Here is a 21,108-nt window from a genome sequence, read left to right as displayed (position 1 = left end):
CAGAAAACTGATTTGTTACCTGTTTTTGGCTAAACAACTATATGCCTAGTTAACGGCGCCGCCAATTAATTTAATGACCAGGCTTAAATCAAATTTTCCGGGGAACTCAAAGGCAATTTTATTGACATAATAATTGTACAATTCTAATTCATTTTCAAGACTGGAGTCATTTGAATTCTTTACTGAGAAAGCAATAAACTTTGAATAGGGTAAGAAAGTAAAAATTGGAAATTCAGGCTCTTCATAGGTACAAATAATAATCCGTTTTGAGGTGAATAGTATATCGGATGGAACAGGAAAGCGATCAGCCACATAAAATTCAACGACCCGTTCCTCATCATTCAACATACCCTGAATACTCTTATGAACCTTGGATGTATTTTTTTTATCCGTAATAATAAATCGGGAATCTTTAAAGTCGATCATTTTTTACTCCTTGGAAAAAGAGAGTTACTCAATAGTGCCAGACTGATTGAGTAACTCTCTTTATTTTGAATTTTAGAAAACCATTTTTTGGACCACAATTGTATCAAGCGTGGCTAATTCTTTTTCCAGTTCGGCGATATTTGCTTCTTTGTTGGGTAAAAACTCTAAAATTATCAAACCGGTGATGCTGCACATTTCTTCAGAAGACTCATGTAAACCTAGGCGTGTCTTAATAATACAACCATTTTTAGTTAACAATTCCTGAACCTTCAATGCTTCGCTTTCGCGGTTGCCAACCTGAATCCCCATAATTTGTCTCATAAAAAAATCCTCCTTAAAGTATTTATACTTTGACTAAATACCCAATTTATACAACAATAAACGATTCCTCAAAAAATAAGCGGCGGTTACGCCGCAGCTTATTATAATTCGTCTTTTAAACACCAGGTCATATTTTTACCTAACTCATTGTTTTCGCCTGAAACCCAAATGTCAATTTTCAGATTTTCCAGTTTTTCCATGGATTCGGTATCATTTAATTCTTTGGCTTTTTCATATGCTTTAATAATCCAGTTTTTTGTCAACTTCTGGAAATCACCGCCCTCGGTTTGAATATAATCATTTCTAATATTAAGTTTTCCGTCGATTACTTTACTTGAATAGCGTAAGCCCATACTTTTACCCTCCTTGTATGCTGAAAGTTGCTATAGTCATTATATCGCGATTTGGCAATACTTTACATAATTATTTAAAAATAAATTGACAAAAAAACAATTCGTGCTATACTACATATAAGAACTGGTCATGACCACCTATGATCTGTCATAAGTGAGATTAGATTTGAGACGTAATGTTTTTTATTAATTGAGTTGTAAGGGGAAACATAGGTTTTGGCTAGTACGAGCAATTTTGCGCAATCAATATCGTTATTTTATTGAATCGTCTTGTAAACGTTGTGCATGGCCATTAAAAATTTAGTATCGAAGAAAATATTTTAAGGAGAGCTTCAATGCAAGTAGAATCCATCGAAAAGAAAGCATTTAATATTCGCAAACACATTGTCCAGACGGTAATTAATAATGGTGACGGCCATGCTGGTCCATCGTTATCATGTACCGATATTTTGGCTACCTTATATTTTGGAATCATGGATATTAAAGTTGATGAACCAAAATGTCCCAACCGTGATCGCTTTGTTCTCAGTGCCGGACACAAATGTCTGGCTCTATATGGAACCCTTATTGAAATGGGATTTGAAGTGGCAGATGTCATGGATACCTACAATAAACTGGGGTCAAAGGTGCCAGGCCATCCTGATATGAAGAAATTTGGCGGCGTCGATTTTAGTTCGGGAGCATTAGGTCACGGTTTACCGATCGGTTCCGGGATGGCATTGAGTGCAAAACTAAAAGGTGAAAAGCAACGGGTTTTTGTGCTCATGGGGGATGGCGAACAGGGTGAAGGATCAAATTGGGAAGCAGCCATGTTTGCAAGTCATCACTGTTTAGACAATCTGGTTGGCATCATTGATAGAAATGGACTTCAAATCAATGGTAGCACCCGGGAGGTTTTGGATACCCGTGATTTACGAGAAAAATATGCGTCTTTTGGATGGTCTGTAAAAGTGGTGGATGGACATAATATCGAAGAGCTTTTAAATACGTTTCAATCGCTACCGTTTCAAAAAGGGAAACCCAGCATGGTCATTACCAATACCATCAAGAGTAAAGGGATGCCATTTGCTGAAGGAAATGTTAAATATCATCACTGGAATCCCGGTAAAGATTCCTGTGAGTCAAAAGAGGCACAAGAAGCATTGGAGCATTATGCAAAAGAAAAAGGATGGGCAATATGACGGCTAAAAAACGAAATCCACGGGATGTATTCGGTGAAACATTATTAGAGCTAGGGAGAGAGAATCCCGGCGTCATGGCAGTGTCTTGTGATTCCGGGGCAGGATCGGGTATGAATCCGTTTAAAAAGGAATTACCCCAGCAGTATTTGGAAATCGGCATTAGTGAACAGAATGCCATCGGTGTCAGTGCCGGATTGGCAGAAGGCGGATTTATTCCGGTTGTCTCTGCAATTGCGCCCTTCATTTCCATGCGTGCGTTTGAACAGGTTCGAAATGATCTGGGTTATGCCAATATGAATGTTAAAGTAATTGGTTCAAGCAGTGGCTTATCCCATTCGGCGTTGGGTTCAACCCACCAGGCCATCGAAGACTTGACATTAATGCGGGCGATTCCCAATATGGTTGTTTTGAATCCGGGCGACGTTTATGAAGTGGAAATGTGCCTGCGTGAGGCAGTTGCACATCAAGGTCCAGTCTACATCAGAATGCCACGTCATGAAATGGCTGAACCGGTTGAAGCCGCTAAACGCAACCTTGAAATTGGCAAGGGCGAATACCTGATGAACACCGGCGATGATATTGTCATTGCAGTGACCGGTACATTAACAATAGATGGTCTGATGGCGGCAAAAATTCTGGATGAAATGGGGTTTGGAGTAAAAGTGATTAACTTTACAACTGTAAAGCCTCTTGACACGGGGATTCTTAACGAGGCCTATCAGAATGCCAAGTATCTGTTCACCTTGGAAGAACATTCGGTAATTGGTGGCTTTGGCAGTGCAGTCGTTGAATCTCTGGCGACAATTAAGGGTAAAGCTCCGATTCATATTGTAGGTATCGCCGATGGCTCCATTAATACCGGCCCCTATCGGGAATTACTGGAAGCCTACGGCCTTACCTGGGAAAAAATTGTTGATCGAATCTTATATGTGGTAAAGAATTAAGATATAGATGGAGGGATAGAAATGAAAACGGTCAGTTGTACATTAAATACTTTATTAAATGATGACGTATCGGTGATTGAGAATCAAAAGAAAGATGTGGCCCGGGTTCTGGATTTCGATTTACCTTTGGAAGACTATGCGTTTCTCAAGAAACATGTAAAAAAAATTGGTGTAACCGCTGCATTTGAAAAGGTTATTAAAACCTTTAACACGCCTGACTGCGAAACACCGGAGGGCTTTCGGATCGCATACCGCCTGGAAGCCAACGGGATTCTTCGGACAGATTTAATCCGGGATATTTCGTATGATAAAAATGGTAAAAAAAGACCAACCAACGTGCTCTTTTCTGCTGATTCAGCAAATCCCTATGAGGTTGCCCCGATCAGTAAAATGATTGCAAACCTGACGTGTAACCCTGGCATCATCTATGATTTGTTTATCAATAATCCCCAAGCCAATGTCGGGAATCATTTTAAAACCCGGGATGAAGTAATGGGAGAAATCGGACGGATTCTTGGACCAGGATCAGACATCAGTGTGGAGCTTAATGATCCGTTTGGCAAATCGGATTCTGAATTACTGGAAGAAGCAGAAAAATTCAGGGAAATGCTGACGGATTATCGGGTTGTCATTAAAGTGCCACACACTGGTCCAGTTACAAAAGAAAACGTTTCCGAATTACTTTCCGGGAATAAAAAACTGAGCCGTTCGTGTACCGATGTTACCACTGAAAGTGCCTTTCGGGGACATAATCTGGCATTGATGCTAAAAGAGCATGGCTTTAGAGTGAACTTTACGCTCATGTTTGAGCCTTACCAGACCGCCCTGGCATTACAGGCAAAACCATATTTTGTCAATAGTTTTGTTCGACATCGCCTGATGCAGTCGGAATTGATGGATCAAAATTTAAAACAATTTAATGCCACTGGAAATATTAAGTGTATTGAGGCGATTCGCAACATGTTTTTGGAAAAGGACTATCTTGCCATGGATCAGGCCGATATGGATTTGCTTTCAGTAAAAAATATTGCCGAAGCGATGCTTAAATATCGTCATTTTAGTGATGTCGAAGGTTCCGATGGACTGGACAGTGTACGTCATAACTTAAGACTATTCAAAAATACTAATCTTGATGATACGAGATTGATTATCTGCAGTATGGAAGGTGAGCTAAATTATCCGGATATTGATAAACTGTTGGTAGAACAAGAATTTGAAGATCTGGTTCACCGGGTGGTTGTTACGGCTGAACCGAAGTATTTGGCACGATTTACGTCCTGTAACCAGGTTGTGTCGTATCAACGCCGCTTTATGAATGCAGCTAACGGACAAAAATAAGAAAAGATTTAAGAGATCATTTATTTTTTTATCGAGTTGTGATATACTGGTTCTAGGTGGTCATAACCTATCATATTTATGTATGATGTCGTGAAATTTTAAAGAAAAGAGATGATGATCATGAGTTATGTTAACATGAAAACAATACTTGAAGATGCTAGAAAGAATCGTTATGCGGTTGGCGCATTCAATATTGTTAACTATCTGACAGCAAAAGCTGCAGTTGAAGCGGCGGAAGAGTTGGAACAGCCAATTATTTTGCAAACTTCTGTAAAAACGGTCAAAGCGTTTGGCATTAGCGAGATGATGAACTATTTAAAACCCATTGCTGAAAATGCCAGGGTTAATGTGGCTATCCATCTTGATCACTCCACTGATGTTGATTTTACCAAAGCTTGCATTGATGGCGGTTGGTCGTCAGTCATGTATGATGGATCACAGTTATCCCTCATGGAGAACATCAAAAATACCAGTGAAATTGTGGCATACGCCCAAGCCAGAAATGTGACCGTTGAAGGTGAACTGGGGGCGATTGTCGGAGTCGAAGATGATATTGTCGTGCTGGAGGGAAACCACGCTCACGCCAATCCGGAGGATTGTCACCTTTATCTGAAGGAAACCGGGATTGATGCCTTTGCTCCAGCAGTCGGCACAGCTCACGGGGTATATAAAGGGGCAATCAATATCGACTACAATCTTTTTGAAACAATCAATCAGTTTTCACCATGTCCGCTGGTACTTCATGGGGGAACCGGGTTAACCGATGAGATGTTCCATCGGCTGATTGCTTTAGGTGCCTCAAAAGTCAATATCTCAACGGCCATAAAAATTGCTTATTGTCAGGGGATGGTTGATTATACCAGAAACTATCCGGATCAGAATGACCCACTGAAACTGGATGCTTTCACCAAAGAACAGGTCAAGAAAGTTGTAACAGAACATATCCGTTTCTTTGCGCTGCTGGATTAAAGAAGATCGGATTGAAGGCAAGACAAATAAAATTGCGTAAAAAGGTCGGTTAAAACCTAACGATGAATCTGTGAAAGTTCAGTGTGTGACATCACCCTGAATTTTCACAGATAATCATACTTTTTTTGCAGCGATGAAAAAATATAGCTACCATGTATACCGGAATAACGATGATAAAATACAAGGAGAACAATTATGAAAAATACCAATTGCATTGAAGAGCTCAAAAAAGAATTTGACGCTTATGCAGAGATGTATGTCCCAGAAGGACTGGATCGGGAAGAACAACTGAGAATGTACAGTATTATGTGGGTAATGCGCAAGTTTGAAGAAGCAGTGAAGCCATTGTGGATGGCCAATAAAGTCCATGGCTATTACCATCCCTATATTACTGAAGAAGCGATCGCAACTGGTATTATCACACAGTTGAAAAGAAGTGATTATGTCGGCTCAACACACCGTGGTCACGGCCATCTGATTGCCAAGGGTGGTGACATCAATAAAATGATGGCCGAGCTGTTTGGCAAAGAGGAAGGTTATAATAAGGGCCGGGGTGGTTCGATGCATATCAGCGATATGAGTATTGGGATGCTCGGCGCCACAGGAATTGTTGGCGCAGCGACGGCTCCGGCAGTTGGCAGTGCCCTAAAAAGCTGGATTAAGGGGACCGACGATGTGACCGTGGTATTTTTCGGTGATGGCGGAGCTAACGCCGGATCGATTTCAGAAGCCATGAATATGGCCGCTGCCTGGAAGCTACCCGTTGTTTTTGTCTGTGAAAACAATCAATGGGCCATCGCAACGGATTTTGCCCGGGTAACGGGTGAACAGGATCTCTACAAACGCGGCATCGGCTTTGGTATTCCCAGTTGTCGGGTCGATGGATATAACATTTATCAGATTTGGGATACGGCTAAGACGGCCATTGCCCGAGCCCGAGCTGGTGAAGGACCATCTTTTATTGAATGTAAAACGATGCGGATGCTGGGCCACCATGCCACTGACGATAGCTGGTACCGGGATATGACAGTTTGTGACAAATATTGGGAGATCGAACCAATCAAACGGATGGGTGAGTTTTTAGTCGAAAATAAGATAGCAACACCCGAAGAACTGGAAGCGATTGAAGCAGAGGCAATCAAACAAGTTGAGGCGTCCATCGACTATGCAGATACGCAATGCCATGAACCCTCTCTTGATACTTTCTACGATTATATTTACGCAGATGGCGAAGTTATCAAATAGAGGCAGAATCGATTAGCGGGATTATTAAAAAAGATTAGGAGAAAATATAATGGCAATCATAACACTTAGAGAATCGATTACCCAGGCATTACGTGAAGAAATGGCACGAGATGAAGATGTATTTATCATGGGGTGTGACGTCGGTCTGCGCGGTAATCCCTTTGGGATTACCAAGGGACTGATGAAAGAATTTGGCGAAAGACGGGTGATTGATACACCAATTTCGGAAGCAGCATTCACAGGTTTAGGCGTTGGCGCTGCCATTGCCGGCATGCGTCCGCTAGTCGAAATTCTATATTGCGACTGGCTGACCCTGCCAATGGATAATATTGTCAATACGGCAGCGAAAACAAGTTATATGTTTGGGGGGCAGGCAAACGTCCCGATTGTAATTCGTGCTCCGTTTGGAGTGGGCGGTGGGGTTGCTGCGCAGCATTCCCAGAATAATGAAAACTGGTTTGTTCATGTACCCGGTCTGAAAGTTATCGCACCGTCCACTCCTTATGACATGAAAGGTTTGCTGAAATCAGCAATCCGGGACAATAATCCGGTCATGTGCTTTGAACACAAACGAAATTACTCCCTGAAAGGCGAGGTTCCCGATGGCGAATACACCATTCCAATTGGGAAAGCCAATATTCGCAAACCCGGAACAGACTGTACGATTGTTGCTTATTCATATATGACTTACGTGGCCGAAGCCGCAGCCGCCGAGCTCGAAAAAGACGGAATCAGCTGTGAAGTCATTGATTTGCGGTCACTGCTGCCCCTGGATTATGAAACCGTCATGGATTCAGTCAAGAAAACCAGTCGGGTTGTTGTGGTAACAGAGGCGCCATTACGGGGATCCATTGCTGGCGAGATCGTTGGCGAAATCATCGACCGTGGCTTTGACTTGCTGGATGCGCCACCACAACGTGTCGGCAGCAAAAACTCTCCGGTTGCATATAATGAAGGTCTGGAAGCGTTGTGCACACCTAAGAAAGAAGACATTATTGCAGCAGTACGCAAAACATTTGAATAAATTGTGAAGGAGTGTATATTATGGCAAAACTAATGAATATGCCAAAGATCGGCGTTAACATGACAGACGGGACGGTCACGGAATGGTATGTAAACGAGGGCGACGAAGTCAAATTTGGCGAAATGGCACTGGCTGCCGAGACCGATAAAGACGTACAGGACATTCCGGCTGATCAGTCGGGGACTGTCTTAAAAATTATTGCCCAGGTAGGCGATAACGTGGAATGCCATAAACCTCTGGCAATCGTCGGAACGCCGGGAGAAAATATTGACAGCTTGCTGGCTGAAATCAGTGGTAGTGGTGCAACGTCAGCTGCGGTTGAAGCTTCTGTAGCCCCGGCGGCGGCACCAGCGCAAGCCGCTGAAGCAGTAGAAAAATCACCCACTGGACGGGTTCCGGTCTCACCTTTAGCCAAGAAAATGGCTAAGGATATGGGCATTGACCTGTCAAATGTCAAATACGGTGGGGTTCGTGTTACCAAGGCAGATATTTTAGCCTATCAAGAAACACCACAGCCAACAATGACAGCTCCCGTCACAGCAACTGTTGTCAGTTCGTCCACGGGTGTTCAAAACACCATTCCCTATGAAGGGATCCGTCGAAAAATTGGGAGCCGCATGACCGAGAGTGTGGTCACCAAACCCTGGGCAGCGTTGACTGTGGCAGTCGATATGACTAAAGCCATTGAATGGCGAAAACGGGTCAACGACTTGGCTGACATTAAAGTAGGCTTTAATGAAATGGTGGCCAAGGCCTGTTCACGGGCGTTGCAGGAATTCCCGATGATGAATTCTCAATTAGCAGCGGATGGCACAGAAATTTATGAGATGGAAGATATCAACATTGGTATTGCTGTCAATACAGACCGTGGTTTGATGGTACCAGTGTTAAAAAATGTGGCAGCCAAAGGCGTGGTTGAACTGGCTCGAGACTTTGCCAGTCTGGTCATCCGAACCAAAGAACAGGAAAATATTCCGGGTGATCTGTCTGGAGCAACCTTCACCATCAGCAATTTGGGTTCCCGGGGAATCGCAAGTTTCCGGGCGGTGATCAATCCGCCGGAATGTGGTATTCTGGCTTTGGCAGCTACCGTCAAAACCCCAGTTGTTGTCGATGACGAAATTGTTATCCGTCCGATGATGAACATCACCCTGAGCTTTGATCACCGGATCGTTGACGGCGATTATGCAGCTCAGTTTGTGGCTTACATCGGGACACTGCTGGAAGATCCGATGAAAATTCTGATGTAATACTAATACGCCATAAGGTTAACAAATGACCCGATGATTCAGTACAGGAGATAAAGAATGAATAAGTTTGATCTAATTGTAATCGGAGGTGGTCCAGGCGGCTATGTGGCAGCGATTTATGCTGCCCAGAAGGGCCTGAAAACTGCGTTGGTTGAAAAAGCGGATCTCGGAGGGGTTTGCCTGAACTGGGGCTGTATTCCCACCAAAGCACTGGCCAAAAATGCAGAGATCCTGCGGATGGTCAAGGAAGCCGATAAATATGGCATTGCACTAAATGGCAGTGGCATAAAAGCCGACTATGCCGTGGCGCAGAAGCGCAGCCGGGAAGTCAGTGGAAAATTGACCATGGGTATCAAGAGTTTAATGAAGAAGAACAAAGTGACCGTTTTTCAGGGCGAAGCTAATCTGATCAACGGAACCAGCTTGAAAATTGCGCCATCCGGAGAAATACTGGAAGCGAAAAACATTATTTTAGCTACCGGTGCCCATGCTTTCCGCATTCCCGGAATTGATTACAGCAATCCCCAGATTATGACATCCAAGGAAGCCCTGGAATTGACCCAGGTGAATCCGGGCGATCAAATCGTTGTCATTGGTGCGGGTGCCATCGGAATGGAATTTTCCAGCATCTGGGACAGTTATGGTGCCGAGGTAACGGTGATTGAAATGCTGCCACACTTGCTGCCGAACGAAGACTCCGATGTTTCGAAAGAGATCGAAAAAGCATTTAAAAAACGGGGCATCAAATTTAAGGTCGAAACAAAAGTTAATGCTGTCGTGGCAGATAAAAACAAGCTTAACCTGACAATTGATGAAAAAGGTAAAACCGAAACCATTATTTGTGACCGTCTGCTTGTGTCGGCTGGGATCCGACCAAATGTTGAAGGGATCGGGCTGGAAAAAGCTGGCGTAAAGCTGACCGATCGGGGCTACGTGCAGGTGAATAACCAATTGCAGACAACCTGCCCATCGGTTTATGCCATCGGTGATGTAACCGGTAAACTGGCCCTGGCCCATGTGGCTTCGGCACAAGCTTTGGCAGCGGTTCATGGAATTCTCGGAGAACCAGTGAAACAGTTCAATTATGTCAATATGCCACGTTGTACCTATACTTACCCGGAAGCAGCAAGCGTCGGCTTGACGGAAGACCAGGCCCGGAAATCCGGCTATGATGTTAAAGTGGGAATCTTTCCCTTGGCTGCCAATGGAAAATCAGTGGCGATGAATGAGACCGGTGGTTTTGTCAAAATTGTTGCCGATACTAAATATAATGAAATACTGGGTGTTCATTTGATCGGGGCCCATGTTACCGAGCTGATCACTGCGGCCACTTCTTACATCGATCTGGAGTTTACCGCCGATGACATTGCCCAGGTTGTGCATCCCCATCCGTCGGTATCGGAAGCGATCATGGAAGCTGCCCATGCTGTGGTTGGACATGCCATCCACATTTAGAGTTTCTATAAAATAGACTATTGTTTAAGAATTTTTGGGGATGCTGTAGAAGTTGACATGAAAGCTGCTAAGCATCCCCGGCAAACTCATTTAGAATGTGTCGAGTTTATCGATGTTTTGAATTTTAACGCTTAAAACTAAAAACTATTGCTAGTTAAGTTGGTTTTAGTACCGGAACCTTTGCACTAATGATTCAATCCCATTGAGGTGGCTGATGATGCATTTATACTACAGTGAATCCACAGATCCCTACTATAACTTAGCATTGGAAGAATATATTTTTGCGAATGTCAAATTGGACAAGGGGTTGTTTATGCTCTGGCAGAACGACAACACAGTTGTAATTGGTCGAAATCAGAATGCAATGAAAGAGATTGATCTACATTATGCCAGTAAAATGAATACTCGTATCGCCCGGCGAAATACCGGCGGCGGCACCGTTTATCACGACCTCGGAAATCTGAACTATTCATTTATTCAGGATTGTGACAAAAGATATAGCATTGATTTTAAACAATTTGCGGTACCGATTCTTGATGCCCTTAAACAGCTTGGTGTCCAGGCCGAATGTAACCATCGCAATGATCTGGTCATTAATGGCCGGAAGTTTTCAGGAACTGCACAGACGGTTAAAAACGGCCGGATGCTTCATCATGGAACACTGCTTTTTGACTCTGATTTGGATTTTGTACGCAAAGTACTGGCTGTAAAAGATGAGGTTATTCAGGGGGGCGGGGTAAAATCGGTTAGAAGTCAGGTTACCAATATCAGTGAGCACTTGCCCAAGTCAATGAGTGTCAATCAGTTTTGTGACCATCTGATGGCGAGCATCAGTGCGAAAGAGACAGCTGTTTTTTTACAGCTTGATGAAAAGGATTACAAAGCAATTGAAGCACTCAGAGATTCAAAATACCGGACCTGGGATTGGACCTATGGCAAGGCCCCGCATTACAAAATGCAAAAGGTCCGCAGCCATGAAGGTGGCAGCTTAACGATTGCGATGAATGTCGCAAAAAATGGCATTATCGATTCGATTACCATTGACGGGGATTTATTGGGGTCTGGCAACATCAGGCAATTGGAAAAACTCTTAACCGGGAAACGGTTAAAAAAAGATGATTTGCAGGAGGTGCTCAGCTATTGTGAAATCAGTGATTACATCACCAACTTAACGCCGCAGGAATTGCTTGAAATTCTTTTGTATTAAGGTTAAAAATTTTCGTGATGATTCGGCACAATGACACGTCATCACGAGGATCTTTAAATCTTTCGGGATTAAAAAACTAGACCAGGGAATATCATACAAAAAATACGTGCTCATGTTTCCAGCTTTGCTCGACAAATCAGGTGAGTGTTTGTCAAGGATTGGAAAAATTAAAATCGAAAAAATGCAATCTTCTGCATTTTAATAAATGAAAAGGTGGTAAAAACGGATGAAGGAGTATATTTTAAGTATTGATCAGGGGACTACAAGTATTCGGGCGATTTTCTTTAACCATGACGGCGATATTGTCAGTGTTCACGCAAAAGAATTTGCACAGTTTTATCCAGATTCAGGCTGGGTAGAGCAGGATCCAATGGAAATGTGGGCAGTTACCGGGGAAGTAATTGAAAAAGCCATGGCTAAATCCAATATTAAAGAAGAAGAAATTGTCGCAATCGGCATAACCAATCAACGGGAAACGTCCATTGTTTGGGATAAAAATACGGGCGAACCAGTATACAATGCTATTGTCTGGCAGGATCGCAGAACGGCAGAATACTGTGATCAATTAAAAGCAGATGATCCTGAGATCGAAGCAGTTGTTCGAAATAAAACCGGCTTAATGATTGACTCTTATTTTTCAGCCACAAAGGTAAAATGGATTCTTGATAATGTTGAAGGCGCCAGAGAAAGAGCCCAAAACGGCGATCTCCTTTTTGGAAACGTTGACACCTGGATTATGTGGAAGCTGACCGACGGAAAAGCTCATGCCACCGATTATAGTAATGCTTCACGAACATTGATGTTTAATATCAATGAACTGAAATGGGATGAGGAGTTGCTAAAAGTCTTTGATGTTCCAGCCAGTATGCTGCCTAACGTTCAGGAAAGCAGTAGCCATTTTGGTGTAACGTCAAAAATATTTAAACGTGCTATTCCGATTACCGGCGATGCTGGAGACCAACAGGCAGCAACATTTGGACAATGCTGTTTCCAAAAAGGGATGGCCAAATTCACCTATGGTACGGCTGGGGTTATGACTGTAAACATTGGTGACAAACCCTTCCTCTCAAACAACGGATTAACCACTACCATCGGCTGGGGATTAAATGGAAAAGTTGAATATCTTCTGGAAGCAGTGGCTTTTTCCGCTGGATCCGCCATTCAGTGGCTTCGTGATGAAATGGACATGCTCGATGAATCTCCTGATTCCGAATATTTTGCATTGAAAACAAAAAAAGTCAGTAACTGTGGTGTTTATTTCGTACCGGCGTTCACTGGTTTATGCGCACCTTACTGGAACTCCTATGCACGTGCCGCCATTGTTGGGATTGAACGGGGTACCACTAAAAACAATATCATCAGAGCGGTACTTGAATCACTCGGTTATCAAACCCGTGATATGTTCGATGCCTTTTCGGAAGATCTGGGCGAACGTCTGTCGATCCTTAAAGTTGATGGTGGAGCCTGCAACAACAACCTGTTGATGCAATTTACGGCCGACATTGTTAATGTGGACATTGAACGACCGGACAATACCGAAACAACTGCAGCCGGAGTAGCCTACCTGGTAGGCTTGGCAGTTGGTTTCTGGAAAGATCAGGATGAAATCGTCCAGAAACGAACAGTTGACCAGGTATTCCATCCACAAATGGATGAAGGCTTACGTTCAGACCTCTACAAAGGCTGGAAACGGGCAATCAATTCCAACCTTTGCTGGGCAAATGATCGTTAAAATAAATACAAGATAAAACTGACGTTGAGCAACATTTGCATGCACTATTGTAAGTGTTGCTCAACATAAAAAAAGAATATGGAGGTGACACCATGAAAACAGAGGTTTTAATCATTGGTGGCGGTGTAATTGGTGCTTCCATTGCACATCAATTAGCAAAATATAATTTGGATATCATTTTGGTGGAAAAGGCCAGTGATGTGTGTATGGGAACGAGTAAAGCAAACTCGGCAATGATTCATAGCGGTTTTAATATTGATGGTGGCACATTAAAAGGGAAGCTGGCATTAGCAGCCAATAAAGTTGTCAAGCAACTATGTCAAGATCTGGACGTCGATCTCGTGAAACCACTGGGCTCAATTACGGTAGGATTCGAAGAATCAGATTTGGAAAAAATGAAGAAAACCATGGAAAATGGAATCAAAAATGGCATTCAGGGGATGAGACTGTTAGATCAGCAAGAATTACATGAGATGGAACCCCACTTGAATCCAGAAGCAAAATACGGTTTATTCGAACCGGAAACTGGAATCATCAATCCGTTTGAATATACCGTTGCACTGGCGGAAAACGCTGTAATCAATGGGGCGAAGGTGATGCTGGACACAGAAGTTCTGGATATTATGATTGAAAATAAAACTGTAAAAGGTGTTAAAACAAATAAAGGCAATATTGAAGCCAAAGTGATTATTAATGCAGCCGGATTATATGCCGATAAAATTGCAGCGATGGTTGAAGACATTGATTTTGAAATAAAACCCCGAAAAGGACAGTATTTTCTCTATGATAAAAAATGGGGAAATATTTTGACCTATACCATTTATTCGGCCCCAACCAAGGTATCCAAGGGGATGATTGTGGTACCAACGATTGACGGCAATATTCTGGCCGGTTCCAATGCCGAAGCCCTCGAGGATAAAACGGATCTGCGAACAACGGCCGAAGCCCTCGACCAGATCTATACCAGTACGATTTCACACCTGTTTCCCGAGCTGCCTAGAATGGGGGATGTGATTACCACCTTCACCGGTCTGAGAGCAGCCAGCAGCAATGAAGACTTCATCATTGAAGCGGCGAAAACCGTAAAGGGTATGATTAACGTTGCAGGCATTCAATCGCCGGGCTTAACCTCGGCACCGGCAATTGCTGTCATGGTCGAGGAGTTGGTACGAGCGCAGAATCTGGAGCTGGATTTTACACCAAAAGCGAACTACGAAAAAGGTCGTAAAGCGCCAGTGATGCTGGCTGAATTGTCTTATGACGAAAGAAATGCATTGATTGAAAAAGAACCGGCTTATGGTGAAATTATCTGTCGCTGCGAGTCGATCAGCAAGGGGGAGATTAACGATGCCATTCATCGGCCGGTTCCGGCAACCAACATGGATGCCATCAAACGCCGTGTCCGTGCCGGGATGGGACGCTGTCAGGGTGGTTTCTGTGGTCCTAAAGTTTTGGACATTCTCAGCCGGGAGTTAAACATCTCTCCCCTTGAGGTGACCCAAAAAGGCAATGCATCCTTCGTGCTGGCTGCCAGAAACAAAGAGCTACCTTTAGCAGAAGGAGATCAAAAAAATGAAAAAATTAGAATATGATCTGGTTGTCATCGGCGGCGGCCCGGCTGGTCTGGCAGCTGCATTGGAAGCCAGAAAAAATGGTGTCAAAAAAATTCTGATTTGTGAAAGAGCGCCCTATCTGGGCGGGATTCTGCAACAGTGTATTCATAATGGCTTTGGCTTGCAATATTTCAAGGAAGAGCTGACTGGGCCGGAATATGCCAGCCGATTTATTGATGCGGTTGAACAGTCGGACATTGATGTGAAACTTGGAACAATGGTGATGGAAATTCTTGAGGATAAAAAAATTATTTCTGTCAACCGTGAAGATGGGATGTTTGAAATTGGCACAAAAGCCTTGATTCTGGCGATGGGCTGTCGGGAACGGACGCGTGGGGCGATTACCATACCGGGCAGCCGTCCGGCTGGAATAATGACCGCCGGAACCGCCCAAAGTTATGTTAATCTTGAAGGTTTGATTCCCGGTAAGGAAGTGGTTATTCTGGGTTCTGGGGACATCGGTCTGATCATGGCAAGACGTTTAACGTTAGAAGGGGTTAATGTCAAAGGGGTTATTGAGTTGATGCCCTATTCAACGGGGCTGATCCGTAACAAGGTTCAGTGTCTTGATGATTTCAATATCCCGCTGCTTTTGAGTCATTCGATTGTTGAGGTTCATGGGAAGGACAGACTGGAAGGGGTTACGATTGCCAGGGTTGATCAAAAACTCAAACCAATCCATGGGACTGAACAGTATATCAGCTGTGATACACTCTTGTTGTCAGTGGGATTAATACCAGAGAATGAATTGTCCAGTAAGTTGGGCTGCGAAATCGATACGGTGACCAGAGGACCAGTGGTAAATGAAAAACGGATCACCAACATTCCCTGGGTATTTGCCTGTGGCAATGTGCTGCATGTCCACGATCTGGTCGATAATGTAACCCAGGAAGCCGAGATTGCCGGGAGAGCAGCAGCAGATTTGATTAATCAAGCTGCTGCCGAGGTCGAAAAAGATGTAGTCATCCGTCACGATCAGAACATTGGTTATGTTGTTCCACAACATATTGATGCGCTGAACAATAAAGAAAAAACCGTCAAATTTTTCCTCAGAGTCAAAAATCCAGACGAACACGTTCGTCTGGTGGTGAAAGATAATTTTGATCAGGTGCTGCTTAATCTAAAAAAAACCATCGTTGAACCAGGAACCATGGTGACGTTTAACTTACCCCGAGAACTTGTAACGAAGGATACTTCATCAATCAGCATTTCAATTGCCCGGGAACAGGCAGAATAAAGATGGAGGTCAGAAAAATGGAAGTAACAAAATTAGTCTGCATCGGCTGCCCGAATGGGTGTGGATTAACAGTCGAACACAGTGGTAAAACAATTGAAAAAATATCGGATTATGGATGTAAAATCGGTCTTGAATATGCCAAAAATGAGTTTACTGAACCGAAACGCATCATTACAACGACGGTCAGGGTTAAAGCCGGTGACTTACCCTTTGTGCCGGTTAAGACGAAAGATCCAGTGAATAAAGAAAAAATCTTTGTAGTCATGAAAGAAATCAGTGAACTGGAAATTGAGTCACCAGTCCATGTCGGGGATGTGATCCGTTCAAACATTGCCGGAACTGGGGTTGATCTGGTCTGTACCCGTAATATCAAAAAAGTCTCTTAAGATAAAAACCGAGGGCTCTATGATGGCATATCTGTTCTTTTGGGAGGCGTTGTGGTTGATTTGAAAATCTGAAAACAATTGAAAGTTTTGTCATTAAATTTGGATAAATTATGATATAATGATATAGCAGTGATCATATCTCATCATACGTACGTATGATGAGATAAAAAAGAAGTGAGCCGCTGAAATGGGATTGCTTAACAAGATTAAAAGAGCGTGATAAAATGAACCCGATTTTTTATCAGAAATATTAGAGAGGTAAGATGATGACGACAAAACCCAACTATATTGTAGACCTACACAGTCATACCACACGATCTGATGGGGCTGATACCCCCCAGGAATTTATATGCAATGCAGCAGCTTTGGGAATGAAGGTGATTGTGATCACCGATCATGATATTCTTCCCCCAGATCGTATCGAGGTCAATGGTGTAATGGTTGATCCAGTTCTTTATGCAAAGAAAAAAGGGATGAAACTGTTGCCAGGAATTGAATTCTCTTGCGAGACCCTGGTTGAGGATGTGCACATTGTGGTACTGGGTTGTGATTATACCAATCCGAAAATACTGGAAATCAATGAGCAGATTGTCAAAAGCAAAATCTACTCCTACCAAAAGCTTTTGGATGTGCTGGCGGATAATGGCATTGACATCAGTTGGGAGGAGGTTTTAAATTATAACGACATTCCCCGAAACCCTGAAGATGTTCAGAAAAAAGTCATTTTTAATCTGATGGCTGAGAAGGGATACACCAAAACCTGGAGCGAAGCGAAATTATTAATCCGAAATAATCCGGTATTCAGTGTGAAACGCGAAAAACCAGACCCGGTTGAAATTATTCAAATCGCCCATGAAAGTGGCGGTATTGCGATTCTGGCGCACCCATACCTGATTGACGAAACCGTAATGACCCGTGATGGTAGCATGACCCGGGAGGAATACATAGACAAATTAATTGATGCCGGATTGGATGGCATTGAAGCGTGTTATACATATGATAAGACGACTTATAATGGACCGTTCACCAAGGAAGAGATCATCGCCAGGGTACGGGCCGCATACACAGACCGGGTCAAGATTATTTCTGGAGGTTCAGATTATCATGCTGACTATAAAAAGACTGATAAAAATGTCAGAACTATCGGTGAGTGCGGCGTTACTCTGGAATATTTTAACAGCAATGACTATTTAAGAAATCTGTGATTGGTTTTTGAAGTTAAAACTTAAATGGAGGCTGGTCATGATAATTAAAAACAAGGAACCGCGTGCGTATCAGTATGTTATTTTTGATTTGGATGGAACCTTGGTAGATACGTGTCCAGATATCATCGAAACGATAAAATACATTATTGATCGTTATCAGTTTGAACAAAAAGAAGATGCGTTTATTCGGAGCTGTATTGGTGGGGGAGCAAGAAATGTGCTCATTAAATCCCTGGGAGAGGATAAAGAAGATCTGATCGATCAGGAAATACTACCCTTATTTGTAGAGTATTACACCGAGAACTGTGATAAAAAAACCGTTGCTTACAGTGGTGTGGAAGAGGTGCTGGCATACTATAAAAGTCAGGGGAAAGCATTATCTGTGGCTACGTTTAAGATAAGAAGTGCCACCGAAAAGATTTTAAAAACGCTAAAATTATATGATTATTTTGATATTCTGGTGACAGCAGATGATGTAAAAAATCCAAAGCCGCATCCGGATTGTATTCATTCAATTCTCGATTATTATCGTTGCCGGAAAAATGAGGCGATTCTGATCGGCGATACAAAAACTGACTATCTCACTGGTACAAATGCAGGTATTGACGTTTGTGGGGTCACGTTCGGATATGGTGCCCCGGAGGTCGTCAGATCATTAAATCCAACCTATGTTATTGATCGTATAGAAGAACTGAAAGAAGTTGTTCTATAAAATAAAACTAGGAGGTATGTAGTTATGGTTGATTTATCAAAAATGGATAAAAAAGCCCTGGGAAAGTGTTTCGATCACTCGGTGTTGCCTAAAAACACCACTGAAGCTGATATCCGGTCCGGTTGTCGTGAGGCAGTAGCCTATAATTGTGCCGCATTTTATTCTGCGACACCTTATTGGACGCCTGTGGTGGTGGATGAACTAAAAGGAACAGACATTCATATCGGGACCGGTCTTGATTTTCCCTTTGGTGCATCGGCATCGATTGTTAAAGCCTTTGAAACTGAACAGGCAGTAAAAGCGGGTTGCACCGTGTTAGATCTGGTCATGAACGTTGGGGCGTTGAAAGACAAACGATACGATGTGATCAAAGGCGAATTGATGGATTTCAAAACCGCAGCTCAGGGTCATATCACCAAATGCATTATTGAAACCTGTTTTTTAAGTGACGAAGAAATAGCAGCAGCCTGCAAACTGATTGCAGAAGTTGGCATCGATTATGCCAAAACCTCAACCGGTCAATTTGAAGGACCCAGTATGGAACAGTTTCTGATTATGAAAAAGACGTTGACGGAAACGGATGTTAAACTCAAGGTTGCCGGGGTTAAATTCCCACGGCCTCAAAACGCCTATGTATTTATCTTGGCAGGCGCTGATCTGATCGGTACACGAGCTGCGGTTGCGATAATTGATGCTTTTGATCAAATGCGTGAAATTGGACTAGTACCCCAGTATAATGGCTAAGCCAAAGCGATCATTTTCATCACATTGCTGAGCAAAATTCCCTTTTACTAAGCATAATATTAAATTAATTCATGGTTTAGAAGTTAATTTTTATTATTAAAGGAGAATTTGAATATGGGTAAGTATTTAATCGGTATTGATGTAGGAACAACTGGCACAAAGGCGATGATTCTTGACAAAAAAGGCCAAATCTATGGTAAAGGATATGGTGAGTATCCCTGCAACTATCCAAATCCCAACTGGGTTGAACAGGATGTGGATTTACTGGTGGAGGAAACCTTTAAAGCCTGTAAACAAGCAGTTACATCATCAGGCCTTGATCCAAAGGAAATTGAGGCAGTTGGATTTTCTTGCCAACGGGCAACATTTACACTGGTCGATAATAATAATCAGGCTATCGACGCTATTTTTTATGGCTGGCAGGATAATCGTGGTGCTGAAATTTTAGAAGAAGCCATGGCACTGGTGGATCCCGATACTTTCTTTAAAAGTACTGGTATGCCAATGGCACCTACCTTTACGTTTATCAAATTGTTATGGTTAATGAAGAAAAAGCCAGAATTATATGAAAAGACCAAGTATGTGGCGATGATGCCGGAGTATATCCAATATTGTTTTGGAGCAGATGATTTTTATTGTGAAGTGACCAATGCCTGTACATCCGGCTATCTTAATCCGAATACAATGGATTGGGCGGACAACATTATTGATGCTTTTGGTTTTGATAAAACAAAATTCCCCAAACTAGTGAAACCCGGTGATATTGTCGGAAAAGTGACACCTGCCACGGCGGAAAAAACGGGTCTGGCAGTTGGTACACTACTTGTTGCCGGAAGTGGAGATCAACAATGCGCAGCAATCGGCGCAGGCGTAATTGAGGATGGCTATGCATCGCTGACACTGGGTACCGCAGGACTTTTGGTGGTTGGGACAAAAAATCTGGTCTTGGAAGATGTTCCGGGGGTCATGGCAACTTCATCTGCATCATTGGGATTATACAATCTTGAGGGAATCCAACTGGGTGCTGCCAGCAGTTATCGATGGGCAAGGGATGAGTTGGCTGAAATTGAAGTTGCATTCGGCAAAAAGACGGGAATTGATCCGTATGAAGTAATGGATTATCATATTCAAAAAAGTCCGGTCGGATCAAAGGGAATTGTCTTCATGCCATTCCTGACCGGATCAGGTTATCCGTATTGGAATCCTGAAGCGAAAGGGATCTTTGCGGGACTGACGTTCGCACATTCCAAGAGTGATATGATTCGTTCGGTTATGGAAGGGATTACCTTGGAAAGTAAAGACATGTACGAAACCATGAAGAAATCCGGACTGCTTTTGAAACAACTTGCAATTACGGGCGGGGCGACAAAATCTGCAGCATGGCGCCAGATTATCGCAGATATGTTTGGGGTTCCAATTCGTAAACTGGAGATACCCGATGCTACTATTGTAGGGGCGGCAGTGATAGCGGGCGTTGGTGCCGGGTGGTTTAACGATGTTACTGAAGGTGTCAATTCAATGGTTCGTTATCTTGAGACCATTGAGCCCGTACCTGAAAATGTCAAGAAGTATAATGACATTTATGATATTTACAAAAATTTGTATAGCGCATTAAATGATAATAGTATCTATTCGCAGTTTGCAAAATTAAAATAAACAGAAAAAAAACGATTTTAGTGGATCACTCTTTCAATTCGATTGCGTCTATGATAAAATAAAAGATATTTTGCTAAATAAGCTGCACAAAGGAGTTTTATGGAAGGAAG

20 protein-coding genes are annotated in these 21,108 nt (G+C 42.9%); 17 read left to right on the top strand and 3 right to left on the bottom strand.

All coding sequences use genetic code 11. The features are described 5' to 3' along the window. Positions 1 to 45: 45 nt before the first annotated feature. The 3 genes from ACWI_RS03845 to ACWI_RS03835 form a co-directional block, all read right to left on the bottom strand. Entirely contained in the window at positions 46 to 426 is a 381-nt protein-coding gene (locus ACWI_RS03845) for a hypothetical protein (protein ID WP_070370113.1), read from the bottom strand. Positions 427 to 498: 72 nt separating this feature from the next. After that, positions 499 to 747 carry a CPF_0552 family protein gene (locus tag ACWI_RS03840; RefSeq protein WP_070370112.1) on the bottom strand — a complete coding sequence of 83 codons (249 nt, stop codon included), beginning with the start codon at positions 745 to 747 and terminating at the stop codon, positions 499 to 501. A gap of 101 nt (positions 748 to 848) precedes the next feature. Next, on the bottom strand, positions 849 to 1,100 hold the full coding sequence (locus ACWI_RS03835) for a hypothetical protein (protein ID WP_070370111.1): 252 nt from the start codon (positions 1,098 to 1,100) through the stop codon (positions 849 to 851). Positions 1,101 to 1,435: 335 nt separating this feature from the next. Between ACWI_RS03835 and ACWI_RS03830 the strand changes: the two genes are divergently transcribed. The 17 genes from ACWI_RS03830 to ACWI_RS03750 all read left to right on the top strand — a co-directional run bounded on the left by ACWI_RS03830 (position 1,436) and on the right by ACWI_RS03750 (position 20,998). Continuing rightward, a complete protein-coding gene (locus ACWI_RS03830) occupies positions 1,436 to 2,281 on the top strand; it encodes a transketolase (RefSeq protein ID WP_070370110.1) in 846 nt (281 codons plus the stop codon). Further along, positions 2,278 to 3,225 carry a transketolase family protein gene (locus ACWI_RS03825; RefSeq protein ID WP_070370109.1) on the top strand — a complete coding sequence of 316 codons (948 nt, stop codon included), beginning with the start codon at positions 2,278 to 2,280 and terminating at the stop codon, positions 3,223 to 3,225. The genes ACWI_RS03830 and ACWI_RS03825 overlap by 4 nt, the downstream gene beginning before the upstream one ends. A gap of 21 nt (positions 3,226 to 3,246) precedes the next feature. Then, positions 3,247 to 4,563 (top strand): transaldolase family protein, encoded by a 1,317-nt coding sequence (locus ACWI_RS03820; protein WP_070370108.1) that lies wholly within the window; start codon positions 3,247 to 3,249, stop codon positions 4,561 to 4,563. Between the two features lie 120 nt (positions 4,564 to 4,683). Further along, on the top strand, positions 4,684 to 5,532 hold the full coding sequence (locus ACWI_RS03815) for a class II fructose-bisphosphate aldolase (protein WP_070370107.1): 849 nt from the start codon (positions 4,684 to 4,686) through the stop codon (positions 5,530 to 5,532). Positions 5,533 to 5,727: 195 nt separating this feature from the next. Beyond that, positions 5,728 to 6,777: a thiamine pyrophosphate-dependent dehydrogenase E1 component subunit alpha gene (locus ACWI_RS03810; RefSeq protein WP_084633477.1), complete on the top strand. Its 1,050-nt coding sequence runs from the start codon at positions 5,728 to 5,730 to the stop codon at positions 6,775 to 6,777. Positions 6,778 to 6,826: 49 nt separating this feature from the next. Beyond that, positions 6,827 to 7,801 carry an alpha-ketoacid dehydrogenase subunit beta gene (locus ACWI_RS03805; RefSeq protein ID WP_070370106.1) on the top strand — a complete coding sequence of 325 codons (975 nt, stop codon included), beginning with the start codon at positions 6,827 to 6,829 and terminating at the stop codon, positions 7,799 to 7,801. 20 nt (positions 7,802 to 7,821) lie between these two features. Beyond that, positions 7,822 to 9,051 carry a dihydrolipoamide acetyltransferase family protein gene (locus ACWI_RS03800; RefSeq protein ID WP_070370105.1) on the top strand — a complete coding sequence of 410 codons (1,230 nt, stop codon included), beginning with the start codon at positions 7,822 to 7,824 and terminating at the stop codon, positions 9,049 to 9,051. 57 nt (positions 9,052 to 9,108) lie between these two features. Beyond that, positions 9,109 to 10,506 (top strand): dihydrolipoyl dehydrogenase, encoded by a 1,398-nt coding sequence (gene lpdA, locus ACWI_RS03795; RefSeq protein ID WP_070370104.1) that lies wholly within the window; start codon positions 9,109 to 9,111, stop codon positions 10,504 to 10,506. 214 nt (positions 10,507 to 10,720) lie between these two features. Then, complete coding sequence (gene lplA / locus ACWI_RS03790; RefSeq protein WP_242871572.1) at positions 10,721 to 11,713, top strand: lipoate--protein ligase; 993 nt, start codon at positions 10,721 to 10,723, stop codon at positions 11,711 to 11,713. Positions 11,714 to 11,939: 226 nt separating this feature from the next. After that, positions 11,940 to 13,445: a glycerol kinase GlpK gene (glpK, locus tag ACWI_RS03785; RefSeq protein WP_070370102.1), complete on the top strand. Its 1,506-nt coding sequence runs from the start codon at positions 11,940 to 11,942 to the stop codon at positions 13,443 to 13,445. Positions 13,446 to 13,537: 92 nt separating this feature from the next. Next, the gene (locus tag ACWI_RS03780; protein WP_070370101.1) at positions 13,538 to 15,037 is read left to right on the top strand and encodes an NAD(P)/FAD-dependent oxidoreductase; all 1,500 of its coding nucleotides are present in this window, start codon (positions 13,538 to 13,540) and stop codon (positions 15,035 to 15,037) included. After that, entirely contained in the window at positions 15,018 to 16,295 is a 1,278-nt protein-coding gene (locus tag ACWI_RS03775) for an NAD(P)/FAD-dependent oxidoreductase (protein ID WP_070370100.1), read from the top strand. Before ACWI_RS03780 ends, ACWI_RS03775 begins: the two co-directional genes overlap by 20 nt. A gap of 17 nt (positions 16,296 to 16,312) precedes the next feature. After that, complete coding sequence (locus tag ACWI_RS03770) at positions 16,313 to 16,681, top strand: DUF1667 domain-containing protein (protein ID WP_070370099.1); 369 nt, start codon at positions 16,313 to 16,315, stop codon at positions 16,679 to 16,681. Positions 16,682 to 16,944: 263 nt separating this feature from the next. Next, positions 16,945 to 17,886, top strand: a complete 942-nt coding sequence (locus ACWI_RS03765) for a PHP domain-containing protein (RefSeq protein WP_084633476.1) — start codon at positions 16,945 to 16,947, stop codon at positions 17,884 to 17,886. A 37-nt stretch (positions 17,887 to 17,923) separates the two neighbouring features. Further along, on the top strand, positions 17,924 to 18,598 hold the full coding sequence (locus ACWI_RS03760) for an HAD family hydrolase (protein WP_070370097.1): 675 nt from the start codon (positions 17,924 to 17,926) through the stop codon (positions 18,596 to 18,598). Between the two features lie 24 nt (positions 18,599 to 18,622). Then, positions 18,623 to 19,342 carry a deoxyribose-phosphate aldolase gene (gene deoC, locus ACWI_RS03755; RefSeq protein ID WP_070370096.1) on the top strand — a complete coding sequence of 240 codons (720 nt, stop codon included), beginning with the start codon at positions 18,623 to 18,625 and terminating at the stop codon, positions 19,340 to 19,342. Between the two features lie 114 nt (positions 19,343 to 19,456). After that, entirely contained in the window at positions 19,457 to 20,998 is a 1,542-nt protein-coding gene (locus ACWI_RS03750) for an FGGY-family carbohydrate kinase (protein ID WP_070370095.1), read from the top strand. Positions 20,999 to 21,108: the final 110 nt, after the last annotated feature.

This window comes from Acetobacterium wieringae (assembly GCF_001766835.1).
GTDB classification, from domain to species: Bacteria; Bacillota; Clostridia; order Eubacteriales; family Eubacteriaceae; genus Acetobacterium; species Acetobacterium wieringae.
This window is presented reverse-complemented; position numbering and strand designations above follow the sequence as displayed.